The 13,544-nt window shown below is 65.8% G+C and carries 13 protein-coding genes; 2 read left to right on the forward strand and 11 right to left on the reverse strand.

Going from position 1 to position 13,544, the window contains the following annotated elements; translation table 11 throughout:
- Nucleotides 1-47: 47 nt before the first annotated feature.
- Nucleotides 48-1,019 (reverse strand): bifunctional riboflavin kinase/FAD synthetase, encoded by a 972-nt coding sequence (locus AB7535_RS43560; protein ID WP_085403347.1) that lies wholly within the window; start codon nt 1,017-1,019, stop codon nt 48-50.
- 230 nt (nt 1,020-1,249) lie between these two features.
- Here AB7535_RS43560 and AB7535_RS43565 point away from each other — a divergent pair, with 230 nt between their 5' ends.
- The gene (locus AB7535_RS43565) at nt 1,250-1,645 is read left to right on the forward strand and encodes a response regulator (protein ID WP_007596883.1); all 396 of its coding nucleotides are present in this window, start codon (nt 1,250-1,252) and stop codon (nt 1,643-1,645) included.
- A 215-nt stretch (nt 1,646-1,860) separates the two neighbouring features.
- On the opposite strand, the gene AB7535_RS43570 is transcribed toward AB7535_RS43565, so the two are convergent.
- The 3 genes from AB7535_RS43570 to AB7535_RS43580 form a co-directional block, all read right to left on the reverse strand.
- Nucleotides 1,861-2,715, reverse strand: a complete 855-nt coding sequence (locus tag AB7535_RS43570; protein ID WP_063985586.1) for a TIGR01459 family HAD-type hydrolase — start codon at nt 2,713-2,715, stop codon at nt 1,861-1,863.
- Between the two features lie 15 nt (nt 2,716-2,730).
- Nucleotides 2,731-4,206 (reverse strand): EAL domain-containing protein, encoded by a 1,476-nt coding sequence (locus tag AB7535_RS43575; protein ID WP_063985585.1) that lies wholly within the window; start codon nt 4,204-4,206, stop codon nt 2,731-2,733.
- A gap of 230 nt (nt 4,207-4,436) precedes the next feature.
- Nucleotides 4,437-5,999, reverse strand: coding sequence for a winged helix-turn-helix domain-containing tetratricopeptide repeat protein (locus AB7535_RS43580; RefSeq protein WP_085403346.1), 1,563 nt, complete (start codon nt 5,997-5,999; stop codon nt 4,437-4,439).
- A gap of 120 nt (nt 6,000-6,119) precedes the next feature.
- Between AB7535_RS43580 and AB7535_RS43585 the strand changes: the two genes are divergently transcribed.
- Nucleotides 6,120-6,959, forward strand: a complete 840-nt coding sequence (locus AB7535_RS43585; protein ID WP_063985583.1) for a class I SAM-dependent methyltransferase — start codon at nt 6,120-6,122, stop codon at nt 6,957-6,959.
- Between the two features lie 49 nt (nt 6,960-7,008).
- Here the strand turns inward: AB7535_RS43585 and AB7535_RS43590 are convergent, their stop codons facing one another.
- The 7 genes from AB7535_RS43590 to uvrC all read right to left on the reverse strand — a co-directional run bounded on the left by AB7535_RS43590 (nt 7,009) and on the right by uvrC (nt 13,304).
- Nucleotides 7,009-8,139 carry a YihY/virulence factor BrkB family protein gene (locus AB7535_RS43590; RefSeq protein ID WP_085403345.1) on the reverse strand — a complete coding sequence of 377 codons (1,131 nt, stop codon included), beginning with the start codon at nt 8,137-8,139 and terminating at the stop codon, nt 7,009-7,011.
- Nucleotide 8,140: 1 nt separating this feature from the next.
- On the reverse strand, nt 8,141-8,728 hold the full coding sequence (locus AB7535_RS43595; protein ID WP_085403344.1) for a hypothetical protein: 588 nt from the start codon (nt 8,726-8,728) through the stop codon (nt 8,141-8,143).
- A gap of 90 nt (nt 8,729-8,818) precedes the next feature.
- The gene (gene prmB / locus AB7535_RS43600; RefSeq protein WP_071909540.1) at nt 8,819-9,778 is read right to left on the reverse strand and encodes a 50S ribosomal protein L3 N(5)-glutamine methyltransferase; all 960 of its coding nucleotides are present in this window, start codon (nt 9,776-9,778) and stop codon (nt 8,819-8,821) included.
- Nucleotides 9,778-10,275 (reverse strand): molybdenum cofactor biosynthesis protein MoaE, encoded by a 498-nt coding sequence (locus tag AB7535_RS43605; RefSeq protein WP_071909541.1) that lies wholly within the window; start codon nt 10,273-10,275, stop codon nt 9,778-9,780. Before AB7535_RS43605 ends, prmB begins: the two co-directional genes overlap by 1 nt.
- 3 nt (nt 10,276-10,278) lie before the next feature.
- The gene (moaD, locus tag AB7535_RS43610) at nt 10,279-10,530 is read right to left on the reverse strand and encodes a molybdopterin converting factor subunit 1 (RefSeq protein ID WP_015688556.1); all 252 of its coding nucleotides are present in this window, start codon (nt 10,528-10,530) and stop codon (nt 10,279-10,281) included.
- A complete protein-coding gene (pgsA, locus tag AB7535_RS43615; protein WP_014491974.1) occupies nt 10,527-11,144 on the reverse strand; it encodes a CDP-diacylglycerol--glycerol-3-phosphate 3-phosphatidyltransferase in 618 nt (205 codons plus the stop codon). Before pgsA ends, moaD begins: the two co-directional genes overlap by 4 nt.
- A gap of 96 nt (nt 11,145-11,240) precedes the next feature.
- A complete protein-coding gene (uvrC, locus tag AB7535_RS43620; protein ID WP_085403343.1) occupies nt 11,241-13,304 on the reverse strand; it encodes an excinuclease ABC subunit UvrC in 2,064 nt (687 codons plus the stop codon).
- Nucleotides 13,305-13,544 lie beyond the last annotated feature (240 nt).

Below are 13,544 nucleotides of genomic sequence, written 5' to 3' on the forward strand. Positions count from 1 at the left end.
GCGCAAAAGGTAGAAGCGCAAAAGGTTCGGCGGGCCGGATTTGGGCCTCAATCGATCACGCCAAGCCGCGGAAACGCGTCCGGGGCGGCGGCCAGCACGGCGCGGGCGCGGGCGGAATCGTCGTCCATCTGGCGGATCAGGGCCTCCAGGCTGTCGAATTTCAGCTCCTCGCGGATGAAGCCGACGAAGGCGCAGTCGAGCGCTTGTCCGTAGAGGTCGCCCTTGAAGTCGAACAGGAAGATTTCCAGCAGCGGCGCGCCATTATCAAAGGTCGGACGGCGGCCGAAGCTTGCCACCCCGTCCAGCCGCTCGGCGCCGCGGCCGACCCGCACCGCATAGATGCCGTGCTTGAGGCCGCAATTGGCATCGAGGCGGATGTTGGCGGTGGGATAGCCGAGGTCGCGGCCGCGCTTCTCGCCGTGGATCACCTCGCCGGTGATGAACCAGGGCGCGCCCAGCATGGTGGTGGCCTCGTCGATGAGGCCCTCGGCGAGCGCGATCCGGATGGCGCTGGAGGAGACCGGCCGCTCGTCGATGTCGACATGGGCCTGCACGTCAACCTCGATGCCGAGTCGAGGCGCCTCGTTGACCAGGAGGCTCGGCGAGCCGACGCGACCCTTGCCGAAATGGAAGTCGTAGCCGACCGCGATGCCGCTGACGCCGAGGCGTCCGATCAGGTCATGGTGAATGAAGTCTTGCGCGCTGGTCCCGGCCCTGGCCTTGTCGAAGGTCATGACCACGGCGCCGGCGAGCCCGGTGCCGGCTAAAAGCCGCAACTTGGCCGGCTCGTCCGTCAGGCGGAATTGCGGGGTGTTCGGGCTGAAAAACCGGCGCGGATGCGGCTCGAAGGTCAATGCCAGCGCAGGGCGGCCATGCGCCCGGCCCATCTCCAGGGCGGCTGCGATCACCGCACGATGGCCGAGATGAACGCCGTCGAAATTGCCCATGGCGACCACGGCGCCCCGCAAAACCGCGGAATCCGGCGTTGTGTCGCGGATAACGGTAAAATGCGGGACCATCAGGGGAATTCTCGAAGCGGCAGGACCGGCGGACCGTGGCTTGACCGACCGGACGAAGTCAAGCGGCAGGGGAGCGGCCGCATTGAACGTGATTTCAGTCCTTCGGAGGCGCTCCCAGTTAACGCGCTGTTTAACGCCTTGGTGCTAGTCCTTGAAATGTGGAACAGCGGGGCTCCGGCTCCGGTGGGTCCGATCGTAATATTTCCTGGGTTTGCGTTGGGGGAGTCGAGATGGCGGTTGATTTGTCGATGTCGGTTCTGGTGGTTGATGACTACAGCACCATGATCCGTATCATCAGGAATCTCCTGAAGCAGCTTGGCTTCGAGAATATCGATGATGCAAGCGACGGTTCGGCGGCGCTGAACAAGATGCGTGGCAAGAAGTACGGGCTCGTGATTTCCGATTGGAACATGGAGCCGATGACGGGTTACGACCTGCTGCGCGAAGTGCGCGCGGATCCGAACCTCGCCACCACGCCTTTCATCATGATCACTGCGGAATCGAAGACCGAGAACGTGATCGCGGCCAAGAAGGCCGGCGTGAACAACTACATCGTCAAGCCGTTCAACGCGGCGACGCTGAAGACCAAGATCGAAGCGGTCTTCCCGGACATGGCGAGCGCGTAAGCGCCGCCAGACCGCATAACAGCTCTCTATAGAGATCGTCATGCCCGGGCTTGTCCCGGGCATCCACGTTCTTGGATCCTGCAAATGAAGACGTGGATGGCCGGGGCGTAGGCGAGCGGAAGCGACGCCGTCCTTCGGACGGCTAAGCCCGGCCATGACGGCATTTGGGTCTAAGCAATTGGTCTAAGCCCGCAGCACCTGCGTGGGCTCCACCGTCACCACTTCAATTCGCGCATCAGCGCCTTCGGCGGGTGGCCGAACAACTCCATCACCGAATTCGGGTCGAGCTGGTCGAGGCCCTCGAACTCCTCGGCATGGATGCCGCGGGTGACGAACAGGCAGTCGATGCCGAATTCGCGCGCGCCGGTGAGGTCGGTGCGGACGGAATCGCCGATCGCCAGCACCTTTTTCCGGTCGATCATGTGGCCCTGGCGCTCGCCGGCGAGCATCATCGCGCGCTCGTAGATCGGGCGATGCGGCTTGCCGTAGAAGATCACCTCGCCGCCGAGTTCGCGATAGAGTTCCGCGATCGCGCCGGCGCAATAGATCAGCCGGTCGCCGCGCTCCACCACGATATCGGGGTTGGCACAGACCAGCGTCAGCTTGCGCTCGCGCGCCTTCAGCATCATGCCGCGATAGTCTTCCGCCGTCTCGGTCTCGTCGTCATAGAGGCCGGTGCAGACGATGTAGTCGGCTTCTTCCAGCGGCGCGGTCGTCGCATCGAGGCCGCGATAGATCGAGTTGTCGCGCTCGGGTCCGAGCCAGAACATCTTGCGGCCGGGATGCTCGGCGACATAGAGCCGCGTCAGGTCGCCCGACGAGACGATCGCGTCATAGGTCTCGTCCGCGACGCCGAGCTTGCGCAATTGCCGTTGGACGGAGTCGGCCGGGCGCGGGGCATTGGTGATCAGGATCACCGTACCGCCGCGGCTGCGATAGGTGTGCAGCGCCTCGCAGGCCTCGGGGAAGGATTCCAGGCCGTTGTGAACCACGCCCCAGATGTCGCTGAGCACAACGTCAACGCCGCCCACGAGCTCGCGCAGGCTTTCGGCGAAATGCAGCGTGGTCATGATGCGTGCGGCCGATCAGATCCGGCGCGCGAGCGCCGCGTTGCCGGTGATACGTTGGGCTGGAGGCGCTGAAGACGTGGCGCCTGGGCTGGGAGAAGCGGAGCCATTGGATCCCTGAATTTCCTGCGCCGGGTTCGGCGAGGCCCCGCCGGTAGCAGATGCCCCTTCAGGCCGCAATGGCCGGGGCGGCGCGAACAGGAACCCCTGACCGAACCGCACGTCAAAGTCGAGCAAATCGACCACTGCGCGCTCGCCCTCGATCCGTTCGGCGATCAGGTCGATGCCGAAGCGGCCGAGCAGGTCGGAGAGGTCGGAAGGGTGGATGTCCGAGGTCGAGGCCTGCCTGGGGTCGAGCAGGAGGGACGCCGGCACCTTGATGAAGCGCACGCCGCGATCGGCGAGCTCGCGCGGCTCGATCCTGAGGTCAGTGACATGGTCGATCGAGAAGCGGAAACCGCGCTGGGCGAGCGCCGCGAGGTTCTCGGTCTCGGCCGGGCCGAGATTGCGGAAGGTCGACTGCTTGAACTCCAGCACCAGCGAGGGCGCCAGCGCCCGGTTGGCTTCGAGGAAGTCGAGGCACTGCGCGAAGGTGGTGGAATTGCCGAGCGTGGAGGCCGCGACGTTGCAGAACACGCCGACATCCTTGTTGCGCACCATCAGGCGCCGCAGCACCTGCACACAGCGCAGCATCACCATGTTGTCGATGCGTCCGATCAGACCCGAGGCTTCGGCGATGCTGATGAATTCCTCGGCGGCGATCAGCTGGTCGCGCTCGTCGCGCAGGCGCGTCACGGCTTCGTAGAACCGCACCTTGCGCTGCGGCAGCGTCACCATCGGCTGGAGGAAGATGTCGATGCGGTTCTCGTCGATGGCGTTGCGCAGTGTCGCCAGTAACTGGGTCGGGTTGCGGCCATTGGCCGTCTGAACCGGAACGGCGGTGTGGGTCTGGATCGCCGGCGTTGGCCGCGGCGGCGGTGCGGGCAGCGGCGGAGGGGCGGCCGGCCGCTCCTCGAAGGCCGCAATCAGGTCGAGCGGCGCCTCCGGCTCTGGCCGGGCGACCGGAGCGGGGGCGGGGGTCGGCGCGGCCCCGGCCAAGAGGTCTTCATGGGCTGACACGGTGGTGGCGAGCTGCCTGACCAGCCCACCGAGCTCGTTGATCTCGCCGACCACTGACTGGATGCGGTCGGAGTTGGTCGAATTGGCCGAGGCGATGCGCCCCTCCATCGCCGCGAGCCGGCGGCCGAACTCGGCGACCTGGCGGGCGAGGTCGGCGGTGCCGCGCGAGAGGTCGGCGATCTGGCCGCCGACGTCACTGCGGTCGCGCAGCCGCATCGAGACCGCGTTGTAGAGGATCAGGAAGGTCAGCGCGGTCAGCGCCACGATGGCGGATTCGGTTCCGCTGATGCCGGCGACCGAGTAGAGGACAAGCCCGAGCGAGGCCGCGACCAGAACCATGCAGATGGCGATGAAGATCGTCGAAATGCGAATCATGCCGCGCGTTACGCCTCAAAGAGCTGACTGCCTCATCCGGGAAAACACGGGTCAGTGTGCGAACCCGTCACGCCTCATGCTCCCCCAAGCAAGGCGACCTTAACATCATTGTTGATTCGAGGGGATAGCGGCCTGTTCGCGGCGCCGGAGCATGATCCGGAAAAGTGTGTAGCGGTTTTCCCTCGCGACAAACGCGGAACGCGTTTGCGCGGAGATCATGCTCGGGCAGTCTAGGTCAGGCCGGCCCGGCGAAAGCCTTCGAGGTAGTGCTCGCGGTCGGCGGCGAGCTTGATCGGCATGAACTCGGCGATCCAGGCGAGCGAGACGTTGGGCTGGGCACGCTGGAGTTCCTTCAGCGCCGCGCGGGCGGTCTCGGTTTGCCCGGCCATCGCCGCGGCCGCGGTCAGCACCCGGTGCCCGCCGACGAAGTCACTGCGCTGGCGCAGGGCCTCCTGTGCGAGCCGGATCGCCTCCGCATAGTCCCTGCCGAGGAAACGGGCAAAGGCGGCGATGCCGAAATAGACGGGTGCATAGGGGTCGCGCGGGCTGAGGCGGATCGCCCGCCGCGCGGCCTCGTCGGCATCCCGCCAGCGGCCGCAATAGCTAAGCGTCAGGCCATAATAGCCCTGCGCCAGCGCAAAGTTCGGATTGAGCCGCAGCGCGGTCTCGAATTCGGCAAGTGAATCCTCGAACCGGCGTGCGAACAGATCGACATGGCCGAGCGCATTATGCGCCCAGGCATCCTGGTCGTCGGCGCGGATCGCGGCCCGTGCCGCGCGCTCGGCCACCGGCAGCGCCGCGGCCATCTCCATCCAGCCCATATGCGCCGTGAACATGTAGCTGGTGCCGAGCAGCCCGAGTGCCTTGCCGTAGTTCGGGTCGAGCGCGATGGCCTTTTCGAGCAGGGCTCGCGCCGCGACGTGGTCCTGCCGCGTCACGCGCCAGTAATGGGAGAGGGCGCGCATCAGAAGGTCCCAGGCGTCCAGGCTGTCGGGCGGCTTGCGCTCGGCGCGAAAATTCTCCGCGGCATAGAGCTGCGGCTCGATCGCTGCGACGATGCGTTCGGTGATCTCGTCCTGTACGGCGAAGACGTCGGCGAGCTCGCGGTCGTAGCGTTCGGCCCAGAGATGGCTGCCGGTGGCGACATCGTTGAGCTGCGCGGTGATGCGGACGCGATCGCCCTCCTTGCGGACGCTGCCCTCGACGACATAGCGCACGCCGAGCTCCTCGGCGACCTGCCGCAGGTGAACCGTGCGGCCCTTGTAGATGAAGGAGGAGTTGCGCGCGATCACGAAGAACCAGCGCAGCTTCGACAGCGCGGTGATGATGTCCTCGCTGATGCCGTCGGAGAAATAATCCTGCTCGGCCTCGCCGCTCATGTTGGTGAAGGGCAGGACGGCAATTGCGGGACGATCGGGCAGTGGCAATTCCGTCGGTATTGCGTCGGGCGGCTTGCCCGGCGCCGACGATGAGCCTGCTACGGAGCGTTCGGTCACTTCGCCGACGAACCGCACGCCCTTGCGCGCGACTGTGCGGATCAGCCGCTGATCTTCGCCATTGTCATTGACCGCGCGCCGCGCCGCGTTGATCCGGCTGGTCAGCGTCGATTCCGAGACGACGCGGCCGTTCCAGATCGCGTCGAGCAGATTGTCCCGCGTCACCACGCGCTCGCGGTTGCGGACCAGGTAAAGCAGGAGATCGAACACCTGGGGCTCGAGCGCGACGAGCGTCTCCGCCCGCCGCAATTCGCGGCGCGCGGGGTCGAGCACGAAATCTTCGAAATGAAATGTCACGCCGCCCTCGGCTCGCGCGGGGAAATCAAGGTGTTCTCAGCGTAAAATAACGCCACTCTCAAGGCCAGCGAGCCGCATGCGCCCTATCGTCCCGGCGTCTTCAACCGCAGGAGAATTGCCATGTCGACATCCGCCGCGCTCAAGCCGGCCCTCGCCCAGCCCGATCTCGCCGCCGTCAAGCAGCGCCAGCACAGCGCCTGGTCATCCGGCGACTATGCCATTGTCGGCACCACCTTGCAGATCGTCGGCGAGCAACTCTGCGAGGCGCTCGACTTGCGCGCCGGCAGCAAGGTGCTTGATGTCGCCGCCGGCAACGGCAATGCGACGCTGGCCGCCGCGCGGCGCTGGTGCGACGTCACATCGACCGATTATGTTCCCGCGTTGCTCAAGCGGGGACGCGAACGGGCCGCGGCGGAGCATCTGATGGTCGAATTCCGTGAAGCGGATGCCGAAGCGCTGCCGTTTGCGGATGCCAGCTACGACGTCGTGCTCTCGACCTTCGGCGTCATGTTCACGCCGGATCAGGACAAGGCGGCGTCCGAGCTCGCGCGGGTCTGCAAGTCCGGCGGCAAGATCGGCCTCGCCAACTGGACGCCCCAGGGCTTCATCGGTCAGCTCTTCAAGACCATCGGCAGGCATTTGCCGCCGCCAGCGGGCGTGAAGTCGCCGGCCTTGTGGGGCACGCCGGCACGGCTTGAGGAGATGTTCGGCAGCCAAGCCTCCGAGATCGCCGCCGAGCCGCGCATGTTCGCCTTCCGCTATCGCTCGCCGGAGCACTGGCTCGAGGTTTTCAAATCCTATTACGGGCCGATGCTGAAAGCGTTCGTGGCGCTGGAGGAGACCGGCCAGGCCGCGCTGCGGCGCGATCTCATGGCGCTGCTCGGCGAATTCAACCGTGCCGACGACGGTACGGTGGTGGTGCATAGCGAGTATCTGGAGGTCGTGATCAGCAAGCGCTGAATTGCCGTCGTGATCCGGTCAGGCCGAGCCCCGGCCTGACCGCCGGCAATCACGATGGCGCGGCTGCGCCGACCGTGTCGGCCGAGACGGCCTGCCGGGTGCCGAGCGGCTTGGGCGGTCCGGTGGTCGTATCCCGAAGGGTCTGCCGCTCGATCTCCGAGTTCAGCTCGGCCCCGAACATGATGACGATCGCCGACATCCACATCCACATCATCAAGCCGATCGCCGCGCCGAGCGAGCCGTAGGTCGCGTTGTAATTGGCGAATTCCGAGAGATACCAGGACAGGAGCGCCGAGCCGGCGATCCAGAGGATGGCGGCCGTCACCGCGCCGAGGCTCAGCCATTGCCAGCGTGGCGCGTCGCGGCTCGGTGCGAAGCGGTAGAGGACGGCAAGCGCGGCCAGCAGGATGACGAACAGCACCGGCCATCTCGCGAGAGCGACGATCAGCCTGCTTTCCGGCGCGATGCCGAGATGGTTGAGCGCGAGCGGGAAGGCGACCACGGTGCCCACCATCAGCAGCAGCGCCGCGATGCCGCCGACGGTGAAAGCCAACGACACCGTGTTCAGCCGGACGAAGCTGCGCTTTTCGCGCTCCTCATAGGCGACGTTGAGGGCATCGAAGATGGCTTTGACGCCCGCATTGGCGCTCCAGATCGCGAGCAAGAGGCCAAACAGGAAGGTGACACCCAGGGCGGTATTGCCGTTGGACACCACGCGCGTAACCTGGTCCTCGACGATCTGGAACGCGCCCTCGGGCAGCAGCATCGCGAGCGAATGCAGGTTGGAACTGATCGTCGAGGGATCCGCGAACAGGCCGTAGGATGAGACCAGCGCGGTCACGGCGGGAAAGACCGCGAGCAGCCCGAAGAAGACGACGCCGCCCGCAGTCGCGAGCAGGCGATCGTCGTCGATGCGCTGATAGGTGCGCCAGAAGATGTCTTTCCAGCCCGCCCACGGGATCGCGAAAGGGCTTTTCGCGTGCCGGCCGTGGCCAAGCTGCATCGCCGCGCCGGCCGGGCTCGTTTCCGGCGAGTTTGCTTCATTATTGCGATGGTCTTGCGGAGGCCCCGGCCGGATGGGGCCGGACTCCTGAAAGTAGCGTTCCGCGGACAGCACGAAGACGGCCGTGGCGGCGACCAGCAACCAACTGTCGAGGTGCTCGGTGCGCCGCGCGCGCATTTCAAGCGTCCAATCTGTGGCCGTGCCGCCGCCGCCGTGCGGCCGTGAAGCCCAGCAGCCCGACGGCTGCGAGCATCAGACCCAGCTGCACGGGCCGGTTGGTCCGAGCCGACACGGCGTTGCCGCCACGGCCACGTTCGCCCGGTGCGAGCGACACCAGCGGAATCGTCGTTGCGACCTCTTTCACCGCCTGCTTGACCGTTCCGCGCGGGATCCGCGGGGTGGCGATCGCGACGCGCATACGGCTGGCAAGCGGCACGATCGGCTTGTCCCGACGCTTTATTTGGACCAGAGCCACGCCGGCGCAGGATACGGCCAGCACCAGGAGCACGGCCGCGACGGCACCAAAGCCCCAGAATTGTCCCTGGGTGATTGCGACCCAACGATAAAGGGCCATCAGGCCGACAAAGAGGGTGGCGATCAGGAACAGCCCGGCCATTGCGAGCAGTCCTGCCGCGACCGCATAGGACGTCGCGCGGCCCGTGGCCTGATTGGTGCGGTCGCGCAAGTACGATCGCGCGGCGCGCTTGAGATGATTGATCTTGAGCGCCATGCCGGCGCGCAGCAATTCGCCCGATGGCGCGAGCATGCGGACATCCTCCGAGAACGAAAAAATCGTCGGGGGATGAACGTGGCGGAATTTGACTTGTTCCGCGCGGAGCGCGGCTGCCGGGACGGATCAGCCGAGATCGGCGGCCGCGATCCAGAACACCTCGCCCTCGGACTCCTCGGTGTCGAGCCAGAGCAGCGGCAGTTCCGGAAAGGCCTCGTCGACCAGTTCGCGGCCGCGGCCGATCTCGCAGATCAAGCCGCCATCCGGCGTCAGGTGATCGGGCGCATCGCGCAGGATGCGGCGCACCACGTCGAGACCGTCGGGGCCGCCGTCAAAGGCGAGCTTTGGTTCGGCCCGGCATTCCGGCGGCAGCGCGGCCATGCCTTCCGCATCGACGTAAGGCGGGTTGGTGATGATGAGGTCGTATCTGTTGTCGCCGAGCGGGGCGAACAGGTCGCCGCGATGCAGGCTGATCCGGTCATCGAGCCCGAATTCGCCGACATTTCGCGAGGCAACTTCGAGCGCGCCCTTGGAGATGTCGACGGCATCAACGGTGGCATTCGGGAAATGGTGCGCGGCGAGGATGGCGAGACATCCAGAGCCCGTGCAGAGATCGAGCACACGTTCGACGGCCGTGGGGTCGTCGATCAGCGAGCCCGCCTCGCCGTCGCCGCCGAAATGCGACTCCAGCAGTTCGCCGATGAAGGAGCGCGGAACGATGACGCGCTCGTCGACATAGAAGGGCAGGCCGCGCATGTAGATCTTGTTGACGAGATAGGCGGCCGGTTTGCGCGTGGTGACGCGCTGATGGATGAGGTTGACGATGGTCTTGCCTTCCGCCGACGTGACGCAGGCATGGGCAAAGATCTCGAACTGGTCGGGATGCAGATGCAGGGCTTCGCAGACCAGGAAGGCTGCTTCCGCGACCGGATCGGTCGTGCCATGGGCAAAGGCGAGCTTCGCCTCGGTGAAGCGGCTCACGGCGTAGCGCACGAAATCGATCAGCGTGAGCAACTCGCCGCGGCCGACCTTCGCGAGTTTCGGTGCCGCGCGGCCGCGCGTGGTCTTCTTGGATGCTCTTGCCATCAGGATCGGGTCCAGCGTGCGGCGGCCTCGTCGTCACGGGCGTGGGCTTCGACCCAGCCGGTGCCGGTGGCGCTCTCTTCCTTCTTCCAGAACGGCGCGCTAGTCTTGAGATAATCCATCAGGAACTCGGCCGCCTGGAACGCCGCCTGGCGGTGCTGCGACGCCGTGAGCACCAGCACGATGTTCTGGCCGGGCATGAACCGCCCGACGCGATGAATGATGGTGACGCCGTTCAGCGGCCAGCGCGATGTAGCTTCGTCGGCATGGCGCTTGATCTCTTCTTCCGCCATGCCGGGATAATGTTCGAGCGTGAGGGCGGCGATCTTCGCGCTGTTCTCGTCGCCGCGGCAGATGCCGGAAAAGCTTACGACCGCGCCGATGTCGGTGCGGCTCCCGGTCAGGATCGCGATCTCGCGCGCGATGTCGAAATCGTCCTGCTGGATGCGGATGGTGACGGGGCAGGGGCTGACGGGGGCGGTGCTTACGGGGGAGGTCATGGCCTAGCCGCCGGTCATCGGCGGGAAAAACGCGATCTCGCGGGCGCCCGCGATCGCGGCGTCCGATTTGACGTGGGCATGATCGATCGCGGTGCGGATCACCTTCGGCTTCTCGAAGGCGTAGGCATAGGCCTCGCTCCGGCCGGACAGCCAGGCGATCAGCTCCTCGACGGTGCGCACGGTCGCCGGCGGCTCTATGGTCTCCTCGGCCTTGCCGACGCGTTCGCGCACCCAGGCGAAGTACTTCACCTTCATGCCTCATCCTCCTTGATGAGGTGATGGATGCCGGCGCGGAAATAGTCGTAGCCGGTGTAGATGGTGAGGATCGCTGACGCCCAGAGCAGCGCCAGCCCGATCATCGAGACCACGGGCACCACCTCATCGCCGGCCGGGCCAGCGAGCAGGAAGCCGATGGCGATGAGCTGAACGGTCGTCTTCCACTTCGCAAGCTTGGTCACGGGAACGCTCACCCGCAGCGCGGCGAGATATTCGCGCAGGCCCGAGACCAGGATCTCGCGGCACAGGATCACGATGGCGGCCCATAGCGACCAGCCATGGATGATGCCGTCGGCGGCCAGCATCAGCAGGCAGGAGGCCACCAGCAGCTTGTCGGCGATCGGATCGAGCATCCGGCCGAACGCCGATTGCTGATTCCAGATCCGCGCGTAATAGCCGTCGAGGTAATCGGTCACTGCTGCCGCGATGAAGATGGCGACCGCGACCCAGCGCAGCCACAGCGGCTGATCCAGAATCGATTGTGCATAGATGCACCCGACCACGACCGGGATCGCGGCGATCCGGCCATAGGTCAGGATGTTCGGGAGGGACATCGCGCGGCTGGTCGTCCCTCGTGTCGTGGCGATGTTCATCCGTCCTACCAATACCGCTCGTGCCTGAAGGTCAACCGTCCCGCTCCCCAAATGAGGTGCAGCATGCGACGACCATATGACCGCGGCTCCCTTAGTTCACCCCGGCTGGGGATGGAAATAGTCGAAAATCCTGCGAGCGCTCTCGGCGCTCACCCCCGGAACCTTGCCGAGATCGGCGATCGAGGCCCGCTCGATCTCCTTCAGGGTTCCGAAATGGTGCAGCAAGGCACGTTTGCGTGACGGGCCGATGCCCGGAATCTCCTGCAAACCGGCCTCGCGGATGTCCTTCTTGCGCAGCTTGCGGTGCGAGCCGATGACGAAGCGGTGGGCCTCGTCGCGCAGGCGCTGGATGAAGTAAAGCACGGGATCGCGCGGCTCCAGCTTGATTGCCTCGCGCTCCGGCATGAACAGGGTTTCGCGGCCGGCATCCCGGTCCGGTCCCTTGGCGACCGACATCAGCGACACCTGGGTCAGGCCGAGATTCGTAAAGATCTCCCGGACGGCGTTGAGCTGGCCGCGACCGCCGTCGATGATCACGAGGTCGGGCCATTGCGGGAAGTCGTCGTCCTTGGCCTTGCCGGCGGCGTCCTCGGGCGGATTGATCAGGCGCTTGAAGCGGCGCTCCAGCACCTCTTTCATCATGCCGTAATCGTCGCCCGGCGTGAGCCCTTCCGACTTGATGTTGAACTTGCGGTACTGGTTCTTCACGAAACCATCGGGGCCGGCGACGATCATTGCGCCGACCGCATTGGTGCCCTGGATGTGGCTGTTGTCGTAGACCTCGATGCGCTTGGGCGAATGCGGCAGGCTCAGCGTCGTGGCCATGGCGTCGAGCAGCCGGCTCTGCGTCGCGGTGTCCGCGAGCTTGCGGCCGAGCGCCTCGCGCGCATTGGTCAGCGCGTGGGCGACCAGCTCCTTCTTCTCGCCGCGCTTGGGCGCCGTGACCTCGATCTTGTGGCCGGCCTTGATCGACAGCGCGTTGGCGAGCAGCTCGCTCTCCTCGATCTCGTGCGAGAGCAGGATGTTCTTCGGCGGCGGCTTGTCGTCGTAGAACTGGGCGAGGAACGACCCCAGCACTTCCTCCGGCGTATAGGTCTTCTCCGCGCGCGGGAAATAGGCGCGGTTGCCCCAGTTCTGTCCGGTGCGGAAGAAGAACACTTCGACGCAGGAGAAGCCGCCCTCCTGGTGGATGGCGAACACGTCGGCTTCTTCCACCGTGCGCGGATTGATGCCCTGCTGCGACTGGATCGCCGACAGCGCGGCGAGGCGGTCGCGGTAGAGTGCCGCGGTCTCGAATTCGAGCTCGCCGGAGGCCTTCTCCATCTCGCCGGCAAGCTCCTGCTTCACCGCTTGGCTCTTGCCGGAGAGGAAGTCAGTCGCCTCGCGCACCAGCGTCGTGTAGCCGGGGAAATCGATCTCGCGGGTACAGGGGCCGGCGCAGCGGCGGATCTGGTAGAGCAGGCAGGGCCGCGAGCGGCTCTCGAAGAAGGAATCGGTGCAGGAGCGGATCAGGAACGCGCGCTGCAAGGCGGTGATGGTGCGGTTGACCGCGCCGGCGGAAGCGAACGGGCCGAAATAGCGGCCGGGCCGCGACTGCGCACCACGATGCTTGAGGATCTGCGGCGCCCAATGGTCGCCGGTGATCAGGATGTAGGGAAACGACTTGTCGTCGCGCAGCTGCACGTTGAAGCGCGGCCGGAGCTGCTTGATGAGATTGGCTTCCAGGAGCAGCGCTTCGGTCTCGGTGTTGGTCGAGACGATCTCCACGGTCACCGTGGCTGCGATCATGCGCAGGATGCGCGCCGGTTGCGGCGCGCTCTGGCGCGCATAGTTCGACAGGCGCTTTTTGACGTTCTTGGCCTTGCCGACATAGAGCACGTCGGCATTGGCGCTGAGCATGCGATAGACGCCCGGCGAGGTGGGCGCGAGGCGGACCGCGCGCTCGATCGCTTCATGGCCGGTCGCCAGCGGCTCTTCGCCGACCGCGCCGCTCTCCTCCAGGATGTCAGGCAGCAGCGCGTCGTCCTCGTCCTCGCCAGCGGTGGTGGCGGGATCGAGGTCCGGCGGCGCCAGGCTCTCCGGCGGGGCGTCGGCCGTCGTGCCGCGCGGAGATTTGCGCGCGCGTGCGTCGTCCGGATTGTCGGTGGAATCGTGAGCCATGATGCGAATTTAAGCGCTGGGGGTGCCGATTTGAAGTTCCAGCCTTGCGGCACACACAGGATGGCGGCGCGGTTCCGGGTAACACTTGCTTAAGCCTGTTAAGAGCGTGGTAACCCGGCTTAACAGGCCTTTAACTTAAAACTCTCGATAAATCTTACGCGAAAAAGAGGAGGTTCCGTAACCATGCGATTTTGCCTTGCGCGGCGGCGCAGGCATCGCGGGGGGCGGCCGTTGCGTTGG

The sequence above is a fragment of the Bradyrhizobium sp. 956_D2_N1_4 genome (assembly GCF_052076025.1).
GTDB lineage: Bacteria > Pseudomonadota > Alphaproteobacteria > Rhizobiales > Xanthobacteraceae > Bradyrhizobium > Bradyrhizobium barranii.